25 protein-coding genes are annotated in these 23,640 nt (G+C 67.6%); 15 read left to right on the plus strand and 10 right to left on the minus strand.

Features of this window, described 5'->3' with window-relative positions; genetic code table 11:
* Positions 1-56: 56 nt before the first annotated feature.
* The 6 genes from AC4D6D_RS07410 (at position 57) to AC4D6D_RS07435 (ending at position 5,606) form a co-directional block, all read left to right on the plus strand.
* Positions 57-1,247 (plus strand): aspartyl/asparaginyl beta-hydroxylase domain-containing protein, encoded by a 1,191-nt coding sequence (locus AC4D6D_RS07410; protein WP_491327104.1) that lies wholly within the window; start codon positions 57-59, stop codon positions 1,245-1,247.
* Complete coding sequence (locus tag AC4D6D_RS07415) at positions 1,244-2,722, plus strand: 2OG-Fe(II) oxygenase family protein (RefSeq protein WP_491327105.1); 1,479 nt, start codon at positions 1,244-1,246, stop codon at positions 2,720-2,722. The genes AC4D6D_RS07410 and AC4D6D_RS07415 overlap by 4 nt, the downstream gene beginning before the upstream one ends.
* 82 nt (positions 2,723-2,804) lie before the next feature.
* The gene (locus AC4D6D_RS07420; RefSeq protein ID WP_491327106.1) at positions 2,805-3,095 is read left to right on the plus strand and encodes a hypothetical protein; all 291 of its coding nucleotides are present in this window, start codon (positions 2,805-2,807) and stop codon (positions 3,093-3,095) included.
* 185 nt (positions 3,096-3,280) lie between these two features.
* Entirely contained in the window at positions 3,281-4,066 is a 786-nt protein-coding gene (locus AC4D6D_RS07425; protein ID WP_491327107.1) for an SDR family oxidoreductase, read from the plus strand.
* 18 nt (positions 4,067-4,084) lie between these two features.
* Positions 4,085-4,726 carry a TetR family transcriptional regulator gene (locus AC4D6D_RS07430; RefSeq protein WP_491327108.1) on the plus strand — a complete coding sequence of 214 codons (642 nt, stop codon included), beginning with the start codon at positions 4,085-4,087 and terminating at the stop codon, positions 4,724-4,726.
* Entirely contained in the window at positions 4,716-5,606 is an 891-nt protein-coding gene (locus tag AC4D6D_RS07435) for a phosphorylase family protein (RefSeq protein ID WP_491327109.1), read from the plus strand. The genes AC4D6D_RS07430 and AC4D6D_RS07435 overlap by 11 nt, the downstream gene beginning before the upstream one ends.
* A gap of 10 nt (positions 5,607-5,616) precedes the next feature.
* Here AC4D6D_RS07435 and AC4D6D_RS07440 read toward each other — a convergent pair whose 3' ends face one another.
* The 5 genes from AC4D6D_RS07440 to modA form a co-directional block, all read right to left on the minus strand.
* Positions 5,617-6,297, minus strand: a complete 681-nt coding sequence (locus tag AC4D6D_RS07440) for an SDR family NAD(P)-dependent oxidoreductase (protein ID WP_491327110.1) — start codon at positions 6,295-6,297, stop codon at positions 5,617-5,619.
* Between the two features lie 147 nt (positions 6,298-6,444).
* On the minus strand, positions 6,445-6,924 hold the full coding sequence (locus tag AC4D6D_RS07445) for a peroxiredoxin family protein (RefSeq protein WP_147220061.1): 480 nt from the start codon (positions 6,922-6,924) through the stop codon (positions 6,445-6,447).
* 79 nt (positions 6,925-7,003) lie between these two features.
* Positions 7,004-7,627 (minus strand): molybdenum ABC transporter ATP-binding protein, encoded by a 624-nt coding sequence (locus AC4D6D_RS07450; protein WP_491327111.1) that lies wholly within the window; start codon positions 7,625-7,627, stop codon positions 7,004-7,006.
* On the minus strand, positions 7,617-8,318 hold the full coding sequence (modB, locus tag AC4D6D_RS07455) for a molybdate ABC transporter permease subunit (protein WP_491327112.1): 702 nt from the start codon (positions 8,316-8,318) through the stop codon (positions 7,617-7,619). Before modB ends, AC4D6D_RS07450 begins: the two co-directional genes overlap by 11 nt.
* A gap of 13 nt (positions 8,319-8,331) precedes the next feature.
* Complete coding sequence (gene modA / locus AC4D6D_RS07460) at positions 8,332-9,102, minus strand: molybdate ABC transporter substrate-binding protein (protein ID WP_491327113.1); 771 nt, start codon at positions 9,100-9,102, stop codon at positions 8,332-8,334.
* 184 nt (positions 9,103-9,286) lie between these two features.
* On the opposite strand from modA, the gene AC4D6D_RS07465 reads away from it, so the two are divergent.
* A complete protein-coding gene (locus tag AC4D6D_RS07465) occupies positions 9,287-9,541 on the plus strand; it encodes a hypothetical protein (protein ID WP_491327114.1) in 255 nt (84 codons plus the stop codon).
* Here the strand turns inward: AC4D6D_RS07465 and AC4D6D_RS07470 are convergent.
* Entirely contained in the window at positions 9,538-10,416 is an 879-nt protein-coding gene (locus tag AC4D6D_RS07470; RefSeq protein ID WP_491327115.1) for an alpha/beta fold hydrolase, read from the minus strand. The genes AC4D6D_RS07465 and AC4D6D_RS07470 overlap by 4 nt on opposite strands.
* Before the next feature lie 175 nt (positions 10,417-10,591).
* Here AC4D6D_RS07470 and trxB point away from each other — a divergent pair, with 175 nt between their 5' ends.
* On the plus strand, positions 10,592-11,560 hold the full coding sequence (trxB, locus tag AC4D6D_RS07475; RefSeq protein ID WP_147220066.1) for a thioredoxin-disulfide reductase: 969 nt from the start codon (positions 10,592-10,594) through the stop codon (positions 11,558-11,560).
* A gap of 109 nt (positions 11,561-11,669) precedes the next feature.
* Here trxB and AC4D6D_RS07480 read toward each other — a convergent pair whose 3' ends face one another.
* From AC4D6D_RS07480 to AC4D6D_RS07495, 4 genes are read right to left on the minus strand one after another with little or no spacing between them, the layout of a single operon-like run.
* A complete protein-coding gene (locus AC4D6D_RS07480; protein WP_491327116.1) occupies positions 11,670-12,449 on the minus strand; it encodes a hydrolase 1, exosortase A system-associated in 780 nt (259 codons plus the stop codon).
* Positions 12,446-13,105, minus strand: coding sequence for a hypothetical protein (locus AC4D6D_RS07485; protein ID WP_491327117.1), 660 nt, complete (start codon positions 13,103-13,105; stop codon positions 12,446-12,448). The genes AC4D6D_RS07480 and AC4D6D_RS07485 overlap by 4 nt, the downstream gene beginning before the upstream one ends.
* A gap of 37 nt (positions 13,106-13,142) precedes the next feature.
* On the minus strand, positions 13,143-13,406 hold the full coding sequence (locus tag AC4D6D_RS07490; RefSeq protein WP_147220069.1) for a phosphopantetheine-binding protein: 264 nt from the start codon (positions 13,404-13,406) through the stop codon (positions 13,143-13,145).
* A gap of 38 nt (positions 13,407-13,444) precedes the next feature.
* Positions 13,445-14,425: a GNAT family N-acetyltransferase gene (locus AC4D6D_RS07495; protein WP_491327118.1), complete on the minus strand. Its 981-nt coding sequence runs from the start codon at positions 14,423-14,425 to the stop codon at positions 13,445-13,447.
* Between the two features lie 59 nt (positions 14,426-14,484).
* On the opposite strand from AC4D6D_RS07495, the gene AC4D6D_RS07500 reads away from it, so the two are divergent.
* The 7 genes from AC4D6D_RS07500 to AC4D6D_RS07530 all read left to right on the plus strand — a co-directional run bounded on the left by AC4D6D_RS07500 (position 14,485) and on the right by AC4D6D_RS07530 (position 23,621).
* Entirely contained in the window at positions 14,485-16,014 is a 1,530-nt protein-coding gene (locus tag AC4D6D_RS07500) for an acyl-CoA ligase (AMP-forming), exosortase A system-associated (RefSeq protein WP_491327119.1), read from the plus strand.
* Complete coding sequence (locus tag AC4D6D_RS07505; RefSeq protein WP_491327120.1) at positions 16,011-17,237, plus strand: pyridoxal-dependent decarboxylase, exosortase A system-associated; 1,227 nt, start codon at positions 16,011-16,013, stop codon at positions 17,235-17,237. The genes AC4D6D_RS07500 and AC4D6D_RS07505 overlap by 4 nt, the downstream gene beginning before the upstream one ends.
* 179 nt (positions 17,238-17,416) lie before the next feature.
* Positions 17,417-18,076 carry an XrtA/PEP-CTERM system exopolysaccharide export protein gene (locus AC4D6D_RS07510; RefSeq protein WP_147220073.1) on the plus strand — a complete coding sequence of 220 codons (660 nt, stop codon included), beginning with the start codon at positions 17,417-17,419 and terminating at the stop codon, positions 18,074-18,076.
* Positions 18,077-18,102: 26 nt separating this feature from the next.
* A complete protein-coding gene (locus tag AC4D6D_RS07515) occupies positions 18,103-19,623 on the plus strand; it encodes an XrtA system polysaccharide chain length determinant (protein ID WP_491327121.1) in 1,521 nt (506 codons plus the stop codon).
* Between the two features lie 9 nt (positions 19,624-19,632).
* Positions 19,633-20,676, plus strand: coding sequence for a P-loop NTPase family protein (locus AC4D6D_RS07520; protein WP_491327122.1), 1,044 nt, complete (start codon positions 19,633-19,635; stop codon positions 20,674-20,676).
* An 11-nt stretch (positions 20,677-20,687) separates the two neighbouring features.
* Positions 20,688-22,412: a preprotein translocase subunit YajC gene (locus tag AC4D6D_RS07525; RefSeq protein ID WP_491327123.1), complete on the plus strand. Its 1,725-nt coding sequence runs from the start codon at positions 20,688-20,690 to the stop codon at positions 22,410-22,412.
* Positions 22,413-22,430: 18 nt separating this feature from the next.
* The gene (locus AC4D6D_RS07530; RefSeq protein WP_491327124.1) at positions 22,431-23,621 is read left to right on the plus strand and encodes an XrtA/PEP-CTERM system-associated ATPase; all 1,191 of its coding nucleotides are present in this window, start codon (positions 22,431-22,433) and stop codon (positions 23,619-23,621) included.
* The last annotated feature ends 19 nt before the right edge of the window (positions 23,622-23,640 follow it).

Genomic DNA, 23,640 nt, shown 5'->3' on the forward strand with positions numbered 1-23,640 from the left:
TCAGCCGACTCGCCCGGTTTCATGTCGAGTCCGGTCTGAACGCGCTCGGGGGGGCAATGAATTCAGGGGTTTCGTCGTTCGTCGAAGTGGACCGGCTCACTGCGGCCGGTAATCTGCCTGCCGCTGCGCAGGCGCTGGAAAATCTGCTGGTCGCGGGGCTGGCTTCCGCTCGATCCGACCTCGACTTGCGCGCTCTGGTCGCCCAGTGGCTGAAGCTGGCGGGCTTGCGCCGGGCCTTGCGGCAACCGCGCAAGGCGCTGGAGGCGGTTTATCATGCTCTGGAACTGGCGCCGCTCGATTTCATGGCTCTGGTCATGCGGGCGGGACTGCTGGAGCGGTTGGAGGAGCCGCAGGCCGGGGCGGCCTGGGGCGAGGCGCTGGCGCAAGTGCCCGACGGTCCGCTGCCGCCGCCGCTCGCAGCGGCCGTGACGGCGGGTAGGGCTTTCCACGAGGCCTGGCTGGACACGCGCGCTCGGGAACTGGCAGCGGCGTCCCCGGCAGTGCCGAGCCACACTGACAACGAGGCCGATCTCGCCTGGCGGCTGGCGCGCTTCCGCGACAACATCCTGCACAAGACGCGTGTCTATCACAGCGAGCCGACCCACTTCCATTATCCCGGCCTGATCGAGCGCGAGTTCCATCCGCGCCATGCGACGCCCTGGCTGGCCGAAGTCGAAGCGGGCTTCGAGGATATCCGTGCCGAAATGCTGGCCCTGCTGAAGTCCGACCGGGCCGAACTGGAGCCGTACATCCAATACGAGGAGCGCGAAAATCTCGCGCAGTGGCGCTCGCTCAACCGGAACCGGAACTGGAGCGCGATCCATCTCCTGAAGCAAGGCGCGGAAGTGACGCACAATGCGCGCCAGGCGCCGCGCACGATGGAGATACTCTCCCGCCTGCCGCAGCCGCAGGTTCCCGGCGCCTCGCCGAATGCCATGTTCTCGCTGCTGGCGCCGCATACCGCGATCCCCGCGCATGTCGGCGTCGACAATACCCGGCTGGTCTGCCACCTGCCGCTCGTAGTGCCGCCGGGCTGCTGGTTCCGCGTCGGTGCCGAGACGCGCGAGTGGCGCGAGGGCGAGGCCTTTGCCTTCGACGACACGATCGAGCATGAAGCGATGAATCCCACCGACGTGCTGCGGATCGTGCTGATCTTCGACGTCTGGCATCCCGGACTGGCCGAGGCCGAACGCGCGGCCGTGGCCGCGACGATCGCCGCGGCCGGGTTCGGCGGGAGCGGTCATTGAGCGGAGCGACGATGTTGGACGAGCGGCAGCATCTGGCCGACCTGGCGGAAAAGGCCTTGGCCGAGGGCAACGAGGAGCAGGCCGAAGCGCGTCTGGGCAACTGGTTGTCGCGCCATGCGCCGGATGTCACCTTGCTGCATTGGACGGCGATGCTGCGCCGCGCGCTCGACCGGCGCGACGGCGCGGTTGTGGCGCTGGAGGCGGCGCGTCGGCTGGCGCCGGACAATGCCGGCGTGGTTCACGCGCTCGCGCATGTCTCGCTGGAAGCCGGGCTGCCTTCGGCGGCATTGTTCGAGCATGCCACCCGGCTTGCGCCTGCCAAAGGCGAAATCCGGCTCGGGCTCGCCTCGGCGCGCCTGGCGGAAGGAGAGGGCCTGCGCGGCCTCGGCGAACTCGAAGCGATGCTCGGCGCCAATCCGGGCTGGATGGAAGGGCATCGCCAGTTCGCCCAGCTTGCGGTTATGGTGGGGCAGGAAGGCCGAGCGCTGGCGAGCATCGAGACGGCCTTGCAGCGCTTTCCACAGAGCGAGTCGCTGCGGAATCTCGCCATCGACCTGCTGCTTTCCGGCGAGCGCCATGGCGAAGCGCTCGCCGTGGCCGACCGGGCGATCGCGACCCATGGCCCGGCCACGCCCTTCCTGTTGGCCCGCGCCGCTGCACTCGACGAACTGGGGCGGACCGAAGAAGCGGGGGTTGCCTTCGGACAGCTCGGGCCGGTGACCGAGGCGGGCCATGCGATCTGGCATTTGCGGCATCTGCTGCGCAAGGGAGACGTCGCCCGCGCGGCGGCCGACATCGAGCCCTGGCTCGCGCGGGGCGGCGCGGAAGCGTTCTGGCCTTACGCGGCGACCGCCTGGCGCCTTGCCGGCGATGCGCGGTCGGACTGGCTTGATGGTCAGGAGGGGCTGTTCCGGGTGATCGACCTCGATCCGGGAGAGATCGGTCTCGACGCACTCTTGCCGATGCTACGCAGCCTCCATGCCCGTTCCGGGCGTTTCCTCGACCAGTCGGTACGGGGCGGAACCCAGACCGACGGCGCCTTGCTGGGGCGGTGCGAGCCGGAACTGGTGCGCGTGCGCGAGGTTCTGCGCCGTGAGGTCGCGAGGTTCGAGGCCGACCTGCCACCCGCCGATCCGGCTCATCCGATGCTGGGACAGAAGCGCGCCGCCCGCCCACGGTTTGCCGGGAGCTGGTCGGTCAGGCTGGCGGGGGCGGGTTTTCATGCGCCGCATCACCATCCGCAAGGGTGGATCAGTTCGGCGCTCTATCTCTCTGTTCCGGAAGGGCTTCGCCCTGGCGAGGGCTGGCTCGATCTGGGCGGCGCGCCGGAAGGGCTGGGGGATCTGACGCCCCGCGCCTCGGTGGAGCCGAAGCCCGCGCGCCTCGTGCTGTTTCCTTCGTGGATGTGGCACGGAACCCGTCCTTTCACGGCGGGCGAGCGCATGACCATCGCCTTCGATATCGCCCGCACTTGATGTGCGGTACGTCCCGATTTACCTTCGTTTCATCCAGTCATTCGGCATGCGGCTCCAGAAGCCGATGCCACGGAGTTGCATCATGCATATGCTCACACGACTTGCTGCCGTTTCTCTCGCTTTCGCCGCCGCGCCGGTGTTGGCCGGGAATCCCGCGCCCCAAACCGCGCCTGCCGTTGCCGGGACGCCGGTGGCGCAGAACGACATCGACAAGAAGGACCCGATGATCTGCGAGCGCGTCACCGAAATCGGCTCGCGCCTTCGCGCCAAGAAGGTCTGCATGACCAAGAGCCAGTGGGAAGAGCAGCGCCGCGGCGATCGCTCCAATATCGAGCGCTCGCAGATCCAGCGCGGAATGGATCCGGTCGGCTGATCGCAGGCCTTCGGCGACCTGCTTCCCGCACCCGGTGACGACGCCGGGGCGGGTTTTGTCCTGTTCCACCGACCTGCCCGATTGACCTGCCGGTTCCGCCTGCTTAACCGGTTGATTAAATCATCGGGCCTGCGAGGTTCCGCCACGGGTCGGGATCTTGTGCGCGAGCAGGAAGGGGAAGCAGCATGAAACTGGACAGCAGCCTGGCCGCCGTCGTCACCGGCGCGGCATCGGGTCTCGGCGCGGCCACCGCGCGGGCGCTGGCGGCGCAGGGCGTGAAAGTGGCGGTGTTCGACCTCAATGCCGAGGCGGGCGAGGCCATCGCGGCCGAGATCGGCGGCGTCTTCTGCAAGGTCGACGTGACCGACGACGCCAGCGTCGATGCCGGTTTCGCCAAGGCCCGCGCCGCGCATGGGCAGGAACGCGTTCTGGTCAATTGCGCGGGCATCGCGCCTGCTTCCAGGACCGTCGGCCGCAACCGCGAGACCGGGGCGCCGCGTGCGCATGACATGGCGCTGTTCGAAAAGGCCATTCTCATCAACCTCGTCGGTACGTTCCGCTGCATCAGCAAGGCGGCGGCGGGGATGGTGACGCTCGATCCGCTGGACGATGCAGGCTCTCGGGGCGCCATCGTCAATACCGCCTCGGTCGCGGCGCAGGACGGGCAGATCGGGCAGGCAGCCTATGCGGCGTCCAAGGGCGGCGTGCTGGCGATGACCTTGCCGGTCGCCCGCGATCTCATGAGCGAGGGTATCCGCGTCAACACGATCCTGCCGGGCATCTTCGAGACGCCGATGATGGCCGGAATGCCGCAGCCGGTGCAGGATGCGCTCGCGGCCATGGTGCCGTTCCCCAAGCGCCTCGGCAAGCCCGAGGAATATGCGAAGCTGGCGCTCTTCATGCTGGAACACGACTATATGAACGGCGAGTCCGTCCGCCTCGACGGCGCGATCCGCATGGGCCCGAAGTAAGGGCTGCGGGACCGAGAGATGGCGCAGGGCACTTCCTCGACCGAGCACGGCGCGCCGCATCCCGGCGCGCGCGGGCAATTGCTGGACACGGCCAGCGCGATCATGCGCGAAGGCGACGTGATCGACATTTCGCTGTCGGAACTGTCGCTGCGCTCGGGTCTCAATTCGGCGCTGGTGAAGTATTACTTCGGCAACAAGGCTGGTTTGCTCAAGGCTTTGCTCGACCGGGACTGGCAGGCGATCGTCACCAGCGTCGATGCGCTTCTGGCCAAGGATGGCTGGTCGCCGGAGGCCAAGCTGCGGCGCCATCTCTGGAAGGTTGTCGATACCTTCTACGAAGTGCCCTATCTCAACCGCCTGACCATGCGCATGGTGCGCGAGAGCGACGATGCCGAGGCGCGTCGCATTGCCGATTGCTATCTTTCGCCGATCTACCGCGCCTACGAGCAGCTGATCGGCGATGGCGTGCAGGCGGGGGTGTTCCGTGAAATCGATCCGCAACTCTTCTACTTTACCGTGACCGGAGCGGTGGACCGTTTCTTTTCGGCGCGGCTGGTGCTCAAGCATTGCTTCGACCAGGATACGTTGACCGAGGAGCTGCGCGACCGCTACCGCGAACACACGATCGACATCATCATGGCAGGTATCCTTGCGCGCTGAGAAAAGCAGCTTCTGGCATCTGGGCATCATCGGCGGTTCGGGTCTGGCGGCCGGAATCGAACTGGAGGACGCGCAGGAGATTTCCGTCTCCAGCCCGTTCGGGGCGGCTTCCGGGCCGGTCACGACCGGATGGCTGGACGGGGTGCGCTTCACCTTCATCGCCCGCCACGGCGCGGGCCATGCGATCCCGCCCTCGGCGGTGAACTACCGCGCCAATATCGACGTGCTCAAGCGCTGCGGGGTAACGGACGTGCTGGCGCTGTCCGCGATCGGTTCGCTGCGCGAGGAGATGGCGCCGGGCCACATGGTCATGGTCGACCAGTTCATCGACCGGACCACGGGCCGGGTCGGCAGCTTCTTCGGCACCGGACTGGTCGCCCATGTCAGCCTGGCGGACCCGGTCTGTCCGCGTCTTTCGGGATTGGCTGGTGCAGCGGCGGAAGCGGCCGGAGCCAAAGTCCATGCCGCCGGATGTTACCTAGCGATGGAAGGTCCGCAGTTCTCGACTCGCGCCGAAAGCCGCATCTACCGGGGCTGGGGCGCGGACGTGATCGGCATGACCGGCATGCCCGAGGCCCGACTCGCCCGCGAGGCGGAACTGCCTTACGCGATGCTCGGCATGGTTACGGACTACGATTCCTGGCGCGAGGAAGAGGCGGGCGTCGAGGTCAGCCATGTCCTCGAAGTCATGCATGGCAATGCCCGCGTGGCGCGCGATTCGCTGCGCGCGCTGGCGGCAAGCCTGCCCGCCGAGCGCGCGCCCAGCCCGATCGACCGGGCGCTGGACCATGCCCTCATCACCGCGCCCGATGCGCGCGATCCGGCTGTGGTGGCGCGGCTTGATGCCGTGGCGTGCCGTCTGTTCGGCGAGCGGGGCTGACGCTCCGGTCTTATCCGCCCCGCGTTACCGGGATCAGCGCCCCGGTGATCGCGCGGGCAGCGTTCGAGGCGAGGAAGTCGATCACATCGGCGATCGCGTCCGGCTGCACCCAGGTCGAGAAATCGGCGTCGGGCATGTCGGCCCGGTTGGTCGGGGTGTCGATAATGCTGGGCAGGACCGCGTTGACGGTGACGGAGGTGCCCGCGAGTTCTTCGGCCAGGGCTTCGGTCAGGCGGTGGACGCCGGACTTGGAGGCGGCATAGGCGCCCATACCCGCACCGGCCTTGATCGCCGCGCCCGCGCCGATGTTGACCACGCGGCCCGCCGCCGAAGCCTTGAGCCGGGGCAGGGCAAGCTGGGTGATAGTCGCCGCCGTCGTCAGGTTCATCGCCTGCATCCGCGCCCAGTTCGCCAGCGAACCGCCTTCCAGCGTCTCCCAGGTGAAGCCGCCCGCGACGTTGACCAGCACGTCGATGCCGCCATGGGCCGCGACCACTTCGTCCAGCGCGGCCTGGGTGGCCTGCGCGTCGGTCAGGTCCACGCCGCCGATGTCCAGTGCGCCTGCCACTGCTTCCTTGGCTTCGGGCGCGAAGTCGATGCGGGTGACCTTGTCGCCCGCTGCGGCGAAGGCGGCGGCTACGGCCGCGCCGAGAATGCCGAAACCACCGGTGACGATAACCGAACGTGCCATGGGAACTCCTTGCTGTGATGCGACGCTAACCGCCTGTCGGGATCGCGGCAAGGCAGGCGGGAAAGCCAACGCCCCGTCGATGCCGCGGATACGAAAAAGGGCGGCCTCCCAAAGGAAGACCGCCCCGCTTGCGCTATCGCGCCCTGATCAGAGCTGGCCGAGCAGGTGGTCGGCGGAGCTGACCTCGAAGGCACCCGGCGCTTCGACGTTGAGCTGCTCGACCACGCCGTCGTTGACGACCATCGAGAAGCGCTTGCCGCGATGGCCCATGCCGAAGGCTGTGCCGTCCATCACCAGATCGATCGCCTTCACGAAGTCGCCGTTGCCGTCCGACAGCATGGTCACGTCGGCCGAGCCGTTGGCCTTGCCCCAGGCGCTCATGACGAAGGCGTCGTTGACGGCGGTGCAGGCGATCTCGTCGATGCCCTTGGCCTTCAGTTCGGCGGCCTTGTCGACGAAGCCGGGCAGGTGCCTGGCCGAGCAGGTCGGGGTGAAGGCACCGGGAACCGAGAACAGCGCGACCTTGCGGCCCGCGAAAAATTCCGCGCTCTGTACGGGTTCGGGGCCGCTTTCGCCGGCCTTGACGAGCTTCACGTCGGGCAGCGTGTCACCGATGGCGATGGTCATGGGGTAATCCTCCTCAAGCGTGGAAATATGCTGCGCAGATATAGAGGCGCACGAGGCTCGGGCAATGCGGGCGCGTGATTTAGATGGCGATTACACGGCTGGCCAGACGGTCCACTTCGGCGCGGTCGTGGCTGACGTAGAGGATCGGCAGGGCGAGTTCGTCGCGGATGCGCTCGATCACGGTGAGGATCTCCTCGCGCCTTTCCGCGTCCACCGAGGCGAGCGGCTCGTCCATCAGCAGGAAGCGCGGGCCGGAAAGCAGGGCGCGGCCGATCGCCACGCGTTGGGCCTCGCCGCCGGAGAGTGTGGCGGGGCGGCGATCCAGCAAGTGGCCGATGCCGAGGAAGCCCAGCGCGGTGTCGAGGTCCATCCAGCGCCGGCCGGGCGGCGCGAGGCGCCAGCCGTAGAGCAGGTTGTCACGCACGCTCTTGTGCGGAAACAGGCGCAGGTCCTGGAACACGTAGCCGCAGCGGCGCTGCTCGGGCTTGAGGTCGATGCGGCGGGCCTTGTCGAACAGCACCGTGTCATCGACGCGGATATGCCCCTCGCTCGGCCGGGCGAGACCGGCGATGGCATCGAGCAGCGAGGTCTTGCCTGCGCCCGAGGGGCCGAACAGGGCGGTCAGCCCGCCTTTCTCGGTGCGGAAGGCATAGTCGAGCCGCAGCTTGCCGCGCCGCAGGGCGATGGCGACGTCAAAGGGCATGGTGCGCCGATCCCTGTCCGCTGCGGCGGGCGAGCCATTCGGAAGCCACGAGGGCGACGACCGAGACGAGGATCGACAGCACTGCAAGGCGCGTCACCTGCCACTCGGAACCGGGCATCTGGAGCGCGCTGTAGATCGCCAGCGGCAGGGTCTGGGTCTCGCCGGGGATATTGGAGGCGAAAGTGATCGTCGCGCCGAATTCGCCGATCGAGCGGGCGAGGCCGAGGACGAGGCCCGCCAGCACGCCGGGCATGGCCAGCGGCAGGGTGACGCTGGCGAAAGTACGCCAGCGGCCCGCGCCGAGCGTGCGGGCGGCGCTTTCGAGGCGGCGGTCGACGGCCTCGATCGAGAGGCGCATGGCCCGCACCATCAGCGGCAGGGCCATGACCGCAGCGGCCAGCGCGGCGCCGGTCCAGCGAAAGATGAAGGTCAGCCCCAGCCACTCGGCGAAGAAACGGCCGAGCGGCCCGTTGGTGCCGAAGGCGATCAGCAGCAGCCAGCCGGTGACGACCGGCGGCAGCACCAGCGGCAGGTGCACCAGCGCGTCGAGCAGGACCTTGCCCGGAAAGCGCCAGCGCGCCAGCACCCAGGCCAGCGCGAAGGCCAGCGGCAGGGTAGCGGCCATGGCCACGCCGCTGACTTTCAGCGACAGGATCAGGACCTGCCATTCTTCCAGGGTAAGCGCCGTCATGACCTGCGCGGGATCAGCGCGTGCCGAAGCCGAAGCGGCGGAACACCGCCTTGCCCTCGGCAGAGATCAGGAAGCGGCGGAAGCCCTCGGCGTCCTTGTGGCGCGAGGCGGCGAGCAGGGCGACCGGGTAGCTGATCGGATCGTGCGATGCGGCGGGGAACGTATCGACCACGCGCACGCCCGGTTCGGCGCGGGCGTCGGTGGCGTAGACGATGCCGAGCGGCGCCGCGCCCCGGCTGACGAGGGCGAGGGCGGCGCGCACGTTCTCGGCCGGGGCCAGCTTGCCCTGCACCGAGGGCCAGACCTTGAGCCGCGTCAGTGCCTGCTTGGCATAGACCCCGGCGGGCACGGCATTGGGGTCGGCCACGGCCAGCCGGTTCGGCCCGAGCGCGGCAGCAAGGCGGAAACCGGGCGCGATCTTCAGGCGCACAGGCTTGTTCGCCGGGGCGATCAGCACGAGGTTGTTGGTGAGGAACGACACGCGGGTCTTCGGGCGCAGCAGGCCCTTGCCCTGCACGTCGTCCATCCACGGCTCGTCCGCCGAGACGAACAGGTCCGCCGGTGCCCCGGCCTCGATCTGGCGGGCGAGGGCGGAGGACCCGGCAAAGGAAATCTTCGGGCGCGGATGGCCTTTTGCCGCCCAGGCGTCGGCCACCGCGTTCATCGATTCCTGGAGGCTCGCAGCGGCCAGCACCAGTGGCCCCGTTTGCTGGGCAAAGGCGGGCGGCACCAGCGCGGCAAAAGTCATGAACAGCGAGAGGATGAAGGCAAGCGGCCTGCGCATTTCGGGAAGACTCCGGAGCGTTTGCCAAAGGACGTATGGCTGTATCCGGTCGTATATGGATGGACCGGGGCATTGCAAGGCGTTGATGCCTATCCGAAAGGCTTGTCGTGACGGTCTGGGCAAGGTCCCGTGAAGATGTTAGCATCCCGATTCTGCGGGAGGTTCGAGGCGTCACACCACAACGGTGGGCGGCATCGAACCGGCGGGAAAGGCCGCCACGCACAAGGGGATGTTGTGGATGAACGTCATTGACGAAGGTATGTTCGATCGCCGTTCGGAAGGGTTCGCCGGCGGAAATCTCGGATTAAGTTCAGGTCTCGTCTACGCCGAGCAAAGCGGCCGATTGAGCGATCAGGAACACGACGCGCGCGGCCTCATCATTGCGATCGCGCTCTGCGCGTGTTGCTGGCTCGGTCTGGGATATTTCCTGCTGACCTAACTGCCGAGAAACGCCTTCACATCGTCCATGAAGCGATCGAACTGGTCGTGATGCAGCCAGTGGCCGGCGTTTTCGTACTCGATCAGCGTGGCGGTCGGGAAATGGTCGATCCGGCGGTCTTTCGCGGGGCTCTGGGCGAAGCTCTTGCTGCCCCAGAGCATCAGCACCGGACAGGTGATCGCCTGCCATAGCGCGACCAGATCGTCGGTGGGCAGGTCGGAAGCGGACCAGACGTTGACGTAGTTGTCGAACTTCCAGCTCCAGGTGCCGTCCTCGTTGCGGCTGGCGCCGTGGATGGTGAGGTGACGGGCCTGTTCCTCGGTGAGGAAGGAATTCTCCTCCTTCATGCGCTGGTAGGCATCCTTGCGAGTCGCATACTTGCGCGGCGCCCTGCCGGAAGCGCGGCGCTTGTCCTCGATCCACTGCCTGAGCCGCTCGCCAACGCCGCGCTCTTCCATCTGGCGGCGGATTTGCGGCGGCGGGCCGAGGCCTTCGATATTGACCAGCTTCTCGACTTTCTCCGGAAACAGCCCGGTGAACCGCGTCGCGATGTTGCCGCCCAGCGAATGGGCGACGATCGTCACTCTTTCGTGCCCCAGCGTGTGGACCAGCTGCGCGAAGTCGTAGACGAAGGCGTCCATGCCGTAGTGCCCTTCGGGCGACCATTCGGAATCGCCGTGGCCGCGCAAGTCCGGGCAGATCACATGCCAGTCGTGCCGCAGCTCCTCGGCCACCCAGTCCCAGCTGCGGCAATGGTCGCGCCCGCCGTGCTGGAGGATCAGCGGCGGCGCTTCCGGGTTGCCCCAGTCGACATAGTTGAGGCGCAGGCGCTGCGAGATGAAGCGGTTCGAGGTCGGTCCGAGCTGGCTTTTCATGACAGAACCGTGATGCGCCGAAGCATCAACGTCAATGGGGCAGGTCAATGACAGGTTAGCCGGGATTTGCGGGGATCAAGATATTCCTTATGCCCCCTGACGCTTGGCAAACCGGGGTGCTTGCCCCTATCTCGCGCCTCAACGATATTCGCCCATTCACGCCGGAGACTTTCACATGGCGACGACGCACAAGACCCGCATGCTCATCATCGGCTCCGGCCCCGCAGGCCTTTCGGCCGCGATCTACGGCGCCCGCGCCGGCATGGAGCCGATCGTGGTGCAGGGTCTCCAGCCCGGCGGCCAGCTGACCATCACCACCGACGTCGAGAACTATCCGGGCTTCCGCGAGGTCATCCAGGGCCCCTGGCTGATGCAGGAAATGGAGGCCCAGGCCGTCCACGTCGGCACCCGCATGATGTACGACATCATCACCTCGGTCGACCTTTCCGGCCCGCTCTTTACCGCCATCGCCGATTCGGGCGACGTCTACGAAGCCGATACCCTCGTCATCGCCACCGGCGCGCAGGCGCAGTGGTTGGGCGTTCCCGGCGAGCAGGAACTCTCGGGCAAGGGCGTCTCGGCCTGCGCCACGTGCGACGGCTTCTTCTATCGCGGCAAGAAGGTCGTGGTGATCGGCGGCGGCAACACCGCTGTGGAAGAGGCGCTCTACCTCACCAACCACTCGGACGAAGTGACCCTGATCCACCGCCGCGACACCCTGCGCGCCGAGAAGATCCTTCAGGACCGCCTCTTCGCCAATCCCAAGATCAAGGTCGTGTGGGACAAGCGGGTCGAACGCTTCATGGAAGGCGAGAACGGCGAACTGCGCGCTCTCGCACTGATCGACACCAAGACCGGCGAGCAGAGCGAGATCCTCACCGACGGCGCCTTCGTCGCCATCGGCCACGCGCCCGCGACCGAGCTGTTCAAGGGCAAGCTCGCCATGGACGAGACCGGCTACCTCCTCGTCGAACCGGGCACGCCCAAGACCGCGATCCCCGGCGTCTTCGCCTGCGGCGACGTGATGGACCACGTCTACCGCCAGGCGATCACCGCGGCAGGCACCGGCTGCATGGCCGCACTCGACGCCGAGCGTTACCTCGCGCATCGGGAATTCGCCGAGGCGGCGAAGGTCGAGGCCTGATTTTACAGTAGGGAAGGGATTCCGGGGGCTGAGCCCCCGGACCCGCGAAATGTCTGCCTTTGCTTGCGCCTAACCCTTGGGGGCGCATTACAAGAGGTGTGTAATCCTGTTAACTGCGTTGCAGCACGTCCAGCACTTGGGCCAGCAACCAGTCCTGCGCCTCGGGTTCGACATAGCTGTGGGTAGCCCCGGCGCACAGCCGCAGGCGCGTGTCCGCCTTGTCCCAGTTCGCCAGAAACGCGAGACCCGTGCGGTCTCGCGCCGCGACCAGCAGCCGAACCTCGCCTGAAAAGTCCGACAACTCACGCGCAATCTCCTGCGCCAGACCGGCGGGAGCCGCCGGAGCCCGGCGCATTGCCGCAATGAGGCTCCGCACCAGTCCGCCGATCGCCACTTTGCCGGTGAGCAGGCGCCGGATCGCCGCCGGATCGGCCAGGCGGCGGCGATAATGGTCGCGCACCACTTCGGCAGGCGCTTCCGCCGTATCGTCCTCGATGGTCCAGGGGTTGGACAGCACCAGTGCGTCGAGACCGGCGCCCTGAGCCAGCATCAGCGCGCTGGCGGCGTCGCAGTTGCCGAAACCCACCACGCGGCGGACGTGCGGGCATTCGGTGCGCAGAGCAGCGAGCGCGGCGCGGATATCCGGCCCGTTCGAGCGAAAACCGTGGTTGTCGCCCTCGCTGTCGCCCACTCCGCGCCGGTCGAAGCGCAGTACGGGGAACCCTTGCGCGGCGATACTGGCGGCAAGACGGGCCTGTCCGTTCCACGCCCCGGCGCGCACTTCGTTGCCGCCGGAGACGATCAGCAGCGCGTTCTCGCCTGCCGCTTCGTCGAGCGTCCCGACAAGCTGCACGCCTTCGCAGGTGAAGGTGAAATGGCGCCGCGTCATGCTTGTACGGCCTCAACGAGAATCGCGGCGAGGGCGTCGGCCTGGGCGGCATCCTCGTCCGGCTCGGCGCGCAGCCAGAGGCCGCTGCCGCCGATCCGGTCCTGCGCGATGACCTGAGCAGGAGCGGATTCCAGCGTTTCGAGTTCGCGGAAAAGCGCAGCGCCGAACGGATATCCAGCCAGCATGATCCCTTCGCGCCGCGCCGTCTCGGTCAGCGAATCGCGATTTTCCTCAAGCCCGGCTTCCCGGCTGGCGAGCATTCGGGCGCGGAGCATGCCCCGCAAAATCTGCGCGCCCTTGACCGGCGCATAGTGAAAGGCGGGCAGGTCCGGGGTGAACAGGCAGCCGCCGCGCAGGCCCAGCACATGGGTCACGGCGAAATACCGCGCGGCCGCCTGCATCGCCTCTCGCCAGAGGCCCGCATCCTGCGTTTCGAGGCCGAGCAGGCTCTCGTTCATGCCGGGCAGGTCCGGCAGCATGGTGTCGATTCCGGCCCGGTCGAGCCGCCGCATGACTTCCACCGTGAAGCGGCGCAGGCGATTGCCTTCGTCGAACAGCGCGGGAACGATCAGCAGGCGCAATGGGCGCGCGCGATCACGAACGAGGGCCGTTTCCTCGCCTCCGTGGGCATCTGAGGACCATGTCGCGGGGATCATGTCACGCTCCCCGCCGACCGGATCATACCCCGAAGAGTCAGGCAGGCGCGCGCTTGGCTTTCGCGAATTCGAGCAGGCCGCCGAAGGTCTCCAGCATCTCGCCGTCGATCTCGTCGTCCTCTATGATGATGTCCAGCCGGTCTTCCAGCTCGGTCAGCAGGCCGGCGACCGCCATCGAATCCAGTTCGGGCAGGTGCCCGAACAGGCCGGTATCGGCATCGAACGTCTCGGCCTGACCCTGCTTGAGGCCCAGCACGTCCGTCAGGATGCGGCGCAGCAGCAGGTCGGTATCGTCTTGCATGGCCCCTCTCTTCGGGCATTGTTCGTAACCCCGCGCCTCTAGCCGCGCTTCGCAGTTGCGGCAAGGTATTGTGCACCGGCGCGCAGCAGGTCCCGTCCCAATGTCGGCCAGTTTCGCGGCGAGCCAGCGCGGAACATGTCCAGCCGATAGCGTGGGCGGACCACTTCCATCCAGTCGCGCTTGTAGGGATCGTCGCCGGTGCCGAAATCGACGAGATCGACCCGGTCCACGTCTATCACATGGCGAAACAGCGCCGCGCTCAGCACCGATCCGGGCGACAGCGGTTTTGCAACCTCGCGGTGGGCGAGCTTGTGGATCCACGCGGTGCCGTGCTCGACCGTCCACATCTGCGCCGCCACCGGCGCGCCCTCGGCAAGGGCGATTCCGAGCCGGAGCCTGCCCGCCTTGCCTTCCGCCTCGGCAAAGGCGCGCAGGAAGGCGGGGCTGCCTTCCTCGGGCTTCCAGCTTTCGGCGTAGATCGATTCGTAGGCGTTCCAGATCTCTGCGTCGAAACGGTCCAGCACCCGTGTCTCGACTTTGCCGGACTTGCGCTTGAGCGTCGTGCGCAGTTTTCCGGGGCGCGAGACGAGATATTGCTCGTAGCTGCGGCCATCGACGGGGAGGATGTGATTGCTGTCGCAGACCGTGCGGCGGACCAGCCATCCGGTCTTGCGAAAGGCCGCTTCGAGACGGGAGGCGCTGCGGTCTTCGTCGGGAAGCCCGGAAAGCGTCACGCGGCGGGCCTTTCCGGCAAGGTCTCGCGCGAGCGCTTCCAGCAAGCCTTCGGGCCGCGAGGCGAGGGGGCGATAGCGGAAGGTGTACCAGTTCGACAGTGCGTGAAGATGGCCGCCGTCACCCCGCAAAGGCAGGGCGGCGATATCGCCGCCTTCGCGCGCCACGGCGATCAGCGGATTCAGCCCGCAATGCTCGCTCAGCCCGGCGAACCACGCCAGCCGGTCGAAGGGCGCGCGCTGGTTGCTCTCGGAAAGCCATGCGGTTAGCTGGCCGTCCGATTGCACTTGCTTAAGATCGCGGTGATAATCGACCTGTACCAAACCCTTGTGGAGCCTTTCCCGCCATGATCCTGCCGCTCGACCATCTCGCACTGCGCGGAGAGGATTCGGCCGAGGCGCTCGTGCTGCGCGGAGACGTGCTGGACTACAAGGCCTTAAGAACACGTGTCTCCCGCCTTGCGGCATGGCTCGCGCAGGAAGTGCCGGAAAAGGGCGCGCGGGTGGCGTCCTGGGCGGCCAAGGGCGAACTGACGTGTCTGCTGCCGCTGGCCGCCGCGCGGGCGGGCCTTGTCCATGTGCCGATCAATCCGCTGCTCAAGCACGGCCAGGTCGCGCATATCCTGGCCGACAGCGGCGCCGTGCTGCTGATCGCCACGCCGTCGCGACTGGCCTCGCTGGAGGAGGGCGACGTTCCCGCCGCCTGCCGCCGGATCGAGGAAGGCGCGGCGCTGGCCGAAGCGCAGGCGCTCGGGGGCGACATGGCGCCCTCGCAGGCCGATCCCGAGGAACTCGCGGCGATTCTCTACACCAGCGGCTCCACCGGGCGGCCCAAGGGGGTGATGCTCAGCCATGCCAACTTGTGGCTGGGGGCGGAGAGCGTGGCCGACTATCTCGGCGTTACCCCGCAGGACCGGGTCCTGGCGGTCATGCCGCTCTCGTTCGACTATGGGCAGAACCAGTTGCTCTCGACCTGGCATGCGGGTGGCTGCGTGGTGCCGCTGGACTATCTGATGCCGCGCGACGTGATGAAGGCGGTGGACCGGCACGATATCACCAGCCTCGGCGCGGTGCCGCCGCTCTGGGTGCAGATCTGCGAGATCGACTGGCCTGCAGAGGTCGCCGCGAAGCTGCGGCGCCTGACCAATACCGGCGGCGCCCTCACCGTGGATCTCGTGCGCCGGATGCGCGCGCTGTTCCCCGAGGCGCGGCTTTTCGCGATGTACGGACTGACCGAGGCGTTCCGCTCGACCTATCTCGATCCGGCGCTGATCGACACCCATCCGACCTCGATGGGCAAGGAAATCCCCCATGCCGAAGTGCTCGTGGTGAACGAGGCCGGAGAGATCGCCGCCGACAATGAGGAAGGCGAACTGGTCCATTGCGGCCCGCTGGTCGCCCACGGCTACTGGCAGGACCCGGCGCGCACCGCCGAACGCTATCGGCCCGCGCCTTCCGGTTCGCGCTATGGCGGGATGGCGGTCTGGTCGGGCGACCGGGTGCGGCGCGATGCCGACGGGCTGCTCTATTTCGTCGGTCGCCGCGATGCGATGATCAAGAGCGCGGGCAACCGCATCAGTCCGCAGGAAGTGGAAGAAGCGGCGTTGGCGACGGGTCTTGTTGCCGAAGCGGTGGCGCTGGGCGTGGCCGATGCGCGGCTGGGGCAGGCGGTCCATCTGGTGGTTCGCCCACTCCCCGGAACTTCGCCCGGAACTTCCGACGCCGAGGCAGAATTACCGCGTAAACTTATGCAGGAACTACCGAATTTCATGCAGCCCAAAGTGATCCATTGGCGCGAGGCGATGCCGATCGGGCCGAACGGCAAGATCGACCGTAACGGGCTTGCATCCGAGTTGGCGGCGGAACTGGCACCATGAAGCCGCTTGGTCCTATCCCCGCCGGTTTTGCGGCGATAGACGGCGTTCTCGCGATCGGCGGCAGGCCGGTGACGGAATGGGTGGAAGTGGCGGGCGACACCCCTCTGTTCCTCTACGAAGCGGCGCGCATTCGCAGCCGCGTGGCGGATTTGCGGGCAGCCATGCCGGAGCGGCTGGCACTGCACTATGCGGTCAAGGCCAACCCGTTTTCGCCGCTGCTCGCGCTGATGAACGGACTGGTCGATGGCTTCGACATCGCCTCGGGCGGCGAACTGGCCATCGTGACCGGTGCGGGGATCGACCTGACAGCGGTCAGTTTCGCCGGACCCGGCAAGCGCGACCGCGAACTGGAAGCGGCGATCCGCGCCGGGGTGACGCTGAACCTCGAATCGGAAGCCGAGGCCCGGCGCGCTCTGGCCATTGGCGAGAAGCTCGGCCAGACGCCGCGCCTCGCAATTCGGGTCAATCCGGATTTCGACCTCAAGGGCTCGGGCATGAAGATGGGCGGCGGCGCCAAGCCCTTCGGCATCGATGCGGCGCGCGTCCCGGCCTTGGTGCGCGAGATCGCCGCCAGCGGTGCGGAGTGGCGCGGCTTCCACATCTTCGCCGGAAGCCAGGCCCTCGACGGCGAGGCGATTGCCGAGACCCAGGGGCAGGCGATCGACCTCGCGGCCCGTCTGGCGCAGGAAAGCGGCACGCCGCTACCGCATTGCAATCTCGGCGGCGGCCTCGGCATTCCCTATTTTCCGGGCGACACCCCGGTCGATCCGGCCCTTGTCGGCGAGCGGCTGGCCGCGCGTTTCGAGCGGCTTCCCGAGGTCTTGCAGGACACCGCATTCTGTATCGAACTAGGACGCTATCTCGTTGGCGAAGCGGGAATTTACCTCGCCCGCGTGATCGATCGCAAGGAGAGCCACGGCGAGGTCTTCCTCGTCACCGACGGCGGCCTGCATCACCAGCTTGCCGCCTCGGGCAACTTCGGCACGGTGGTCCGCCGCAACTATCCCTCGGCCATCGCCACGCGCTTCGAAGCGTCGGTCGAGGAAGAGGCCTCGATCGTCGGTTGCCTCTGCACCCCGCTCGACAAGCTGGCCGACAAGGGCGGCTTTCCGCGCGCCGACGTGGGCGATCTGATCGCGGTGTTCTGCGCCGGGGCCTATGGGGCCTCGGCCAGTCCGGCGCACTTTCTGGGGCAGGGGCCGGCGCTGGAAATGCTGGTGTGACGGCGCCGGACTGCGGTTAAAGCCCGACGCCGATGTTGTCCCATTACGGGACCGCGCGGGAATCGCTGGCTCACGACTAACGCAATGTTCACCCTTTTGAGCGATAGGCGAGACTGGAAATTTGCCCGGTCCGCCAGTCTCGTGCGGCGGAAGAGACGGGCGCCTGAAGGGATTGGTCTATGTCGCATCGCCGCTTCACCGGACTGCTGGCCGGCACTGTGCCTGTAGGTGTGCTTCTGGCCAATGTCGTCCTGTCCGGCTGCGCCCATGCCGCGCCGAAGCAGGAGCTTCCGCCCGCGCAGTTCGTGGCGATGCAGGAAGGGCCCAGCGAGGAATACGTGATCGGTCCGCTCGACCAGCTGACCGTGTTCGTCTGGCGCAATCCCGAACTCGGCGCCAAAGTGCAGGTGCGGCCCGACGGGCGCATCACCACGCCGCTGATCGCCGACATGCCCGCCGTGGGCAAGACCCCGGCGATGCTGGCCGAGGATATCCGCCTCCAGCTCTCTCAGTACATCCAGGACCCGCTGGTCTCGGTGATCGTTGACGGTTTTTCAGGCACTTACAGCCAGCAGATCCGCATCGTCGGCGCGACAGAGAAGCCTGCCTCGATCCCCTACCGCGCCAACATGACCGTGCTGGACGCGATGATCGCGGTGGGCGGCCTGTCCGAATATGCGGCGGGCAATCGCGCCCGCCTGATCCGCTTCGACAAGGCGAGCGGCAAGCAGACCGAATATGCCCTGCGCCTCAGCGACCTGCTGAAGAAGGGCAAGAGCAAGGCCAATGTCATGCTCAATCCGGGCGATGTCATCATCATCCCGGAAAGCATGTTCTGAGGATCTGAGGGGAGCGGCACGGCGCGATGAACGGCCTCTACGAAGAACTGCTGGCGGCGCTCCACAGCGTCTGGCACCGGCGCTGGATCGCGCTGGCGGCGGCCTGGGCGATCTGCCTCCTGGGCTGGCTGGCGATCGCGCTGATCCCGAACACTTACGAGTCGCGCGCGCGCATCTTCATTCAGCTCGACGACGCGCTGGCCGAGCAGGTCGGCATCGGCGTGGCCGACAAGAAGCGCGATATCGAACGTATCCGCCAGACCCTGACCAGCGCCGTGAACCTCGAGAAAGTCGTGCGCGGCACCCGTCTGGGCGACACCATCCAGTCGCCCAAGCAGATGGAAGCGGCCGTGGCCGGGTTGGGCAAGAACGTCTCGGTGGTCGCCCAGCAGGACAACCTCTTCGAGATCACGGCGACCGCCAACTACGCCTCGTTCTCCGATGCCGAGAATGCGCAGCTCGCCCGCGAAGTCGCGCAGAAGCTGATCGACATCTTCCGCGAGGAAAACCTTTCGGGCGATCGCGGCGACATGGTCGAGACGCTGACGTTCGTGAACCAGCAGCTGCGCGCCCGCGAGAAGGAACTGGAGACCGCCGAACAGCGCCGCACCGCCTTCGAGGCGCAGCATCCCGAAATGGCGCTCGGCGGCGCGGCGGTGGCGCAGCGGCTGGAAAGCTCGCGCACCCAGCTGCGCGATCTGGAGGCGGACCTCTCCGCCGCGCAAAGCTCGCTGGCGGCGATCGACGGCCAGCTTGCCGGAACCCCGCGCTCGATTGCGGGCGGTTCGGCGGGCGGGGCCGCGGGGGCACTCGCTGCCGCGCAGGCGGAATTGTCCAATCTCAAGGCGCGCGGCCTCACCGACAATCACCCCGACGTGATCGTCGCGCGCAATCAGGTCGCGGCCCTGCGCGGCGCGGCGGCGCAGGAAGCCGCCAGCGGTGGGGGCACGCCCAATCCGGCCTATAGCTCGCTCCAGTCGATCCGCGCGGAACGCCTCGCCAACGTCCAGGCGCTGACTTCGCGCAAGGCGGCCTTGCAGTCCGACGTGGCCTCGCTGACCGCCTCGGCGATCCAGGACCCGGAACTCGCCACCGAGGCCCAGCGCATCAACCGCGACTATGACGTGCTGCGCCAGCAATACGACAAGCTCCTGCAGGACCGCGAGGAACTGCGCCTGCGCGGCGAAGTGAAGACCGAGCGCGAGGCGGTGAAATTCCAGGTGGTCGATCCGCCGACGACGCCGCGCAAGCCGGTGGCGCCGAACCGTCCGCTGCTGCTGGTCGGCGTGCTGATGGCCGGGATCGTCGGCGGCTGCGCCGGGGCTTTCGCGCTCGGCAAGGTCCGTTCGGTCTTCGCCACGACGGCGGGGCTGGAGCGGGCGACCGGGCTGCCGGTGCTCGGCGCGATCTCGCAGAACGTGACCGATCAGGTCCGCCTGCTGCGCCGCCGCCGCCTCAAGTATTTCTTCGGCGCGGGCGCGGCGCTCTGCGTGCTTTGCGTGGTGCTGCTGGCGGTCGAATTCATCCAGCGCGGCATGGTGGCCTGAGGAACGGTGATGACCCAGCACAGCAAGATCCCGCTCAATGGTCAGGACGGCGCCGGTCAGGATGAAACCTCTCCGGAGATCCAGCCGACCAGGACCCGTGGCCCCGGCGAATCGCTGATCGAGCGTGCCGCCGGGCACTTCGATTTCAACGCGATGATCGCGCGTCCCGGTCCGCTGCCTGCCGAACCGGCGCGCAAGATGGCGCCCGCGCCGGCCGTAGCCGCACCGACGAGCCCGGCTCCCTTCGCCGCTCCGGCGGAGGCCGGTGGCGAGACCCGCATGGAAACCGCCCCTGTGGTCGAGCCGGTCTCCTTCCACGGCGAGCATCACCCGATCGACCGCGAGCATCTGCGCGAGCAGGGCCTGATCGTGCCCGAAGGCGCGGTCTCCACGCTGCTGGAGGAGTTTCGCATCGTGAAGCGCCAGTTGCTGGTCCAGGCGCGCGACTTGCGCCGTCAGGGCGCGGGCGCGGCGGCGCAGCGCATTCTCATCAGTTCGCCCCATCCGGGCGAGGGCAAGACCTACTGCGCGCTGAATCTCGCGCTGTCGATTGCGGCCGAGAAGGAAAGCGAAGTCCTGCTGGTCGATGCCGACTTCGCCAAGCCCTCGATCCTTTCCGCGCTCGGGCTTCCGGGCGGGCCGGGTCTGATGGACGCGCTGATGGACGAGACGATCGACCCGGCGGCCTGCGTGCTCGGCACGGATATTCCGGGGCTCTGGGTCATGCCCGCGGGCGACGCGACGATCAACGACAGCGAGTACCTGTCCTCCTCGCGCACCGCGAAAGTGCTGGAACGGCTGACCGAGAACGCGCCGCGCCGCATGGTGATCTTCGATTCGCCCCCGGCTCTGGCGGCCTCGCCCGCCGCCGAGCTAGCAAAGTACGTCGGTCAGACCGTCGTCATCGTGCGGGCCGACCGGACCGGGCAGGGCGCGCTGGAAGATGCGATCTCGCTGCTGAATGCCTGCCCCAACGTGCAGCTTCTGCTGAACGACGCGCAGTTCAGCCCGAGCGGTCGCCGCTTCGGCTCCTATTACGGGTACAAGGGATGACATCCCGTCAGATGAAACTGAGTACGATGAAATTGGGTACATTGAGTCTGGTCGCGCTGGCCGCTGCGGCTGCGCCGTCCGTGCAGGCGCAGACCATGGGCTACGATCAGGTCGGGAGCGGTTCCGACGAAGCGACGGCATCTTCAGCCGATGCGGGCGGGCACGGAAAGTCCGGTCGCGGCGAGCGGGGCCGCAAGCCGCGCCGTCTGGAAGTGACGCCCTATATCGAGATCGACCAGATCGTCGACGCGCAGCTCTCGCCCGGCAGCGACGTGCTGACCTATACCCAGCTTGCAGCAGGCGTGGACGCGGGCATTTCCGGGCGCAACAACGCGCTCTCGGCCTCGGTCCGCTACGAGCGCTATATCGGTTGGGGCCGGAAAGCGCGGGACGGCGACGCGATCAGCGGGCTGGTGCGCGGCTATACCACGATCGCACCGGGCCTGACGTTCGAAGCCGGTGCTCTCGCGACCCAGGCGCGCGTCGAGAACGGCGGCTCGGCGCTCTCCGGCGGGCTGGTGAACGACACTACCCGCACCAATATATACTCGGTTTACGGCGGCCCTTCGTTCAAGACCCGCGCCGGGGATATCGATCTTTCCGCGAACTACCGCGCCGGTTTCACCAAAGTTGAGCAGCCCGATGCCTATGTCGCCGTTCCCGGCGGCGCGGCGGCGGACCTGTTCGACAAGAGCGTGACCCAGATGGCCGATGTGCAGGCCGGTGTCGCGCCGCATGTGATCGCCCCTGTAGGGCTGGGCGTGGCCGGGAGCCTCTATCAGGAGGACGTCTCCAACCTCGACCAGCGCGTGCGCGACATGCAGGCGAGGGGGCTGGTGACGGTGCCGGTCAGCCGCACCGTGCAGGTGGTCGGCGCGCTCGGCTACGAGGATGTCGAAGTCTCCAGCCGCGATGCCTTGCGGGATGCCGACGACAATCCGGTGATCGGCCGCGACGGCCGCTATGTCACCGACAAGAGCGCCCCGCGCCAGCTATCCTACGATGTCAGCGGGCTGCTTTGGGACGTCGCCGTCATGTGGCGACCCAGCCGCCGCACCTCGCTTTCGGCCCATATCGGCCGCCGCTACGGCTCGACCAGCTTCGGCGGCACTCTGGCCTATGCGCCCGACGACCGCAGCCAGCTCAGTGTCGGCGTCTACGACAATGTCAGCGGTTTCGGCGGCCAGCTAAACCGCGCGCTCGACCAGCTGCCGAACGACTTCGTGGCCGTGCGCGACCCGGTGACCGGCGAACTGCGCGGCTGCGTGATCTCGCTCGACGGCAACAACTGCCTCTCGGGCGCGCTCGGTTCGGTGCGTTCGGCGGTCTATCGCGGGCGCGGGATCGCCGCGAGCTATTCGCGCGAGATCGGCCACATGACCGCGGGCATCGGCGCCGGTTACGACCGCCGCGACTTCATCGCCGGGCGCAATACCGTGCTTGCCGCCGCCGATGGGGTGGTCGACGAGAACTGGTGGATCGCCGCCTATCTCAACGGCCAGCTCGGCCGCGATGCGGGCTGGTCGGCCAATGTCTATGCCAACTGGCTGAACAGCAGCGACGCCCTGACCGGCAATGTCACGGGCTATGGCGCCACGCTCGGCTATTATCGCATGCTCGCCCGCCGCCTGCGCGCGAGCGTGGCCTTGGGGATCGACGGGGTGACCCGAAACGATCCGCTTTACGACGACTACTGGACCGCGTCGGCCCTGGCGGGCTTGCGCTACAGCTTCTGATTGCGAAGGAGAGCAGGGATGTTCGACCAATTCTACGGGTTCGAGGGCCGGCCTTTCCAGCTGACGCCCGATCCGGCCTTCTATTTCGAGAGCGCGACGCACCGCAAGGCGCTGTCCTATCTCGGCTACGGCCTGGCGCAGGGCGAGGGCTTCGTGGTCATCACCGGCGAAGTCGGCGCGGGCAAGTCCACGCTGGTCTCGCACCTGATGGCGACGATCGATCCGGCGCGGCTCACCGCCGCCTGCATCGTCACCAGCGCGCTTGACGGCGAGGCGATCGTCCATGTCGTCGCGCAGGCCTTCGGGCTGCCGGTGGCCGGGCATGACAAGGCCTCGGCGCTCGGCGCGATCGAGGGCTTCCTCCATGCCGAGGCCCGCGCGGGCCGCCGCTGCCTGCTGATCGTGGACGAGGCGCAGAACCTGGCGATCGATGCGGTCGAGGAACTGCGCATGCTGTCGAACTTCCAGCTCGGCTCGCATCCGCTGCTCCAGACGCTGTTGCTCGGCCAGCCCGAATTCCGCGCGACCTTGCTGGAAAGCCCGCAGCTCGAACAGCTTCGCCAGCGGGTGATCGCCACGCATCACCTGACGGCGATGGAGCCGCGCGAAGTGCAGGCCTATGTCGAGCACCGCCTGAACTGCGTGGGCTGGAAGGGCAATCCGGGCTTCGATCACCGCGTCTTCGCCGATGTGCACGAGGCCACGGGCGGCATTCCGCGCCGGATCAACCAGATCGTCAGCCGCCTGCTCCTGCTCGGCGCGGTGGAGAAGCGTTCGCTGATCGACCTCGACATGTTGCACGATGTGCTGGGTGAACTGGACGAGGACGGCACCCGCAACCTCGTCTGCCAGAGCGAGCCTGTCGCGGTCGCCGAGGTGCCCGTCGCGGCTGTTCCGCAGGGCGATGCGCTCGATGCCAAGGCCGCGATCGCCCTGATCGAGGCGGCGCTGGCGGGGCGCGATTCGCAGATCGACGAGCTTCAGCATGCGGTCCTCGAACTGGCGGCGAATGTCGAGCGCCAGAAGGATGCGGGCGCTGCGGGCGAGGACCCGCGCGTGGCGGCCTTGCAGGACCAGCTGGCCCAGGCGGCGGCGCAGAGCGCCGGGCTTGAGGCCCGTCTGGAAGAGCAGGAGCGCACCTTGCGCCACACGCTGACGATGCTGATCGAGTGGTTCGAAGGCGGCGACGGCCAGCGCCGCGCCGCCTGAGTTTCGGATACCGCACCCA

The sequence above is a fragment of the Novosphingobium sp. BF6 genome (assembly GCF_058273105.1).

Bases quoted from the DNA above. Each gene is read 5' to 3' on its own strand.
- trxB (WP_147220066.1), top strand. From the start codon at position 10,592: ATGGCGACGACGCACAAGACCCGCATGCTCATCATCGGCTCCGGCCCC.
- AC4D6D_RS07490 (WP_147220069.1), bottom strand. From the start codon at position 13,406: ATGCAAGACGATACCGACCTGCTGCTGCGCCGCATCCTGACGGACGTG.
- modB (WP_491327112.1), bottom strand. From the start codon at position 8,318: ATGACGGCGCTTACCCTGGAAGAATGGCAGGTCCTGATCCTGTCGCTG.
- AC4D6D_RS07500 (WP_491327119.1), top strand. From the start codon at position 14,485: ATGATCCTGCCGCTCGACCATCTCGCACTGCGCGGAGAGGATTCGGCC.
- AC4D6D_RS07410 (WP_491327104.1), top strand. From the start codon at position 57: ATGAATTCAGGGGTTTCGTCGTTCGTCGAAGTGGACCGGCTCACTGCG.
- AC4D6D_RS07525 (WP_491327123.1), top strand. From the start codon at position 20,688: ATGAAACTGAGTACGATGAAATTGGGTACATTGAGTCTGGTCGCGCTG.
- modA (WP_491327113.1), bottom strand. From the start codon at position 9,102: ATGCGCAGGCCGCTTGCCTTCATCCTCTCGCTGTTCATGACTTTTGCC.
- AC4D6D_RS07440 (WP_491327110.1), bottom strand. From the start codon at position 6,297: ATGGCACGTTCGGTTATCGTCACCGGTGGTTTCGGCATTCTCGGCGCG.
- AC4D6D_RS07470 (WP_491327115.1), bottom strand. From the start codon at position 10,416: ATGAAAAGCCAGCTCGGACCGACCTCGAACCGCTTCATCTCGCAGCGC.
- AC4D6D_RS07510 (WP_147220073.1), top strand. From the start codon at position 17,417: ATGTCGCATCGCCGCTTCACCGGACTGCTGGCCGGCACTGTGCCTGTA.
- AC4D6D_RS07450 (WP_491327111.1), bottom strand. From the start codon at position 7,627: ATGCCCTTTGACGTCGCCATCGCCCTGCGGCGCGGCAAGCTGCGGCTC.
- AC4D6D_RS07515 (WP_491327121.1), top strand. From the start codon at position 18,103: ATGAACGGCCTCTACGAAGAACTGCTGGCGGCGCTCCACAGCGTCTGG.
- AC4D6D_RS07505 (WP_491327120.1), top strand. From the start codon at position 16,011: ATGAAGCCGCTTGGTCCTATCCCCGCCGGTTTTGCGGCGATAGACGGC.
- AC4D6D_RS07485 (WP_491327117.1), bottom strand. From the start codon at position 13,105: ATGATCCCCGCGACATGGTCCTCAGATGCCCACGGAGGCGAGGAAACG.
- AC4D6D_RS07520 (WP_491327122.1), top strand. From the start codon at position 19,633: ATGACCCAGCACAGCAAGATCCCGCTCAATGGTCAGGACGGCGCCGGT.
- AC4D6D_RS07445 (WP_147220061.1), bottom strand. From the start codon at position 6,924: ATGACCATCGCCATCGGTGACACGCTGCCCGACGTGAAGCTCGTCAAG.
- AC4D6D_RS07530 (WP_491327124.1), top strand. From the start codon at position 22,431: ATGTTCGACCAATTCTACGGGTTCGAGGGCCGGCCTTTCCAGCTGACG.
- AC4D6D_RS07420 (WP_491327106.1), top strand. From the start codon at position 2,805: ATGCATATGCTCACACGACTTGCTGCCGTTTCTCTCGCTTTCGCCGCC.
- AC4D6D_RS07425 (WP_491327107.1), top strand. From the start codon at position 3,281: ATGAAACTGGACAGCAGCCTGGCCGCCGTCGTCACCGGCGCGGCATCG.
- AC4D6D_RS07480 (WP_491327116.1), bottom strand. From the start codon at position 12,449: ATGACGCGGCGCCATTTCACCTTCACCTGCGAAGGCGTGCAGCTTGTC.
- AC4D6D_RS07430 (WP_491327108.1), top strand. From the start codon at position 4,085: ATGGCGCAGGGCACTTCCTCGACCGAGCACGGCGCGCCGCATCCCGGC.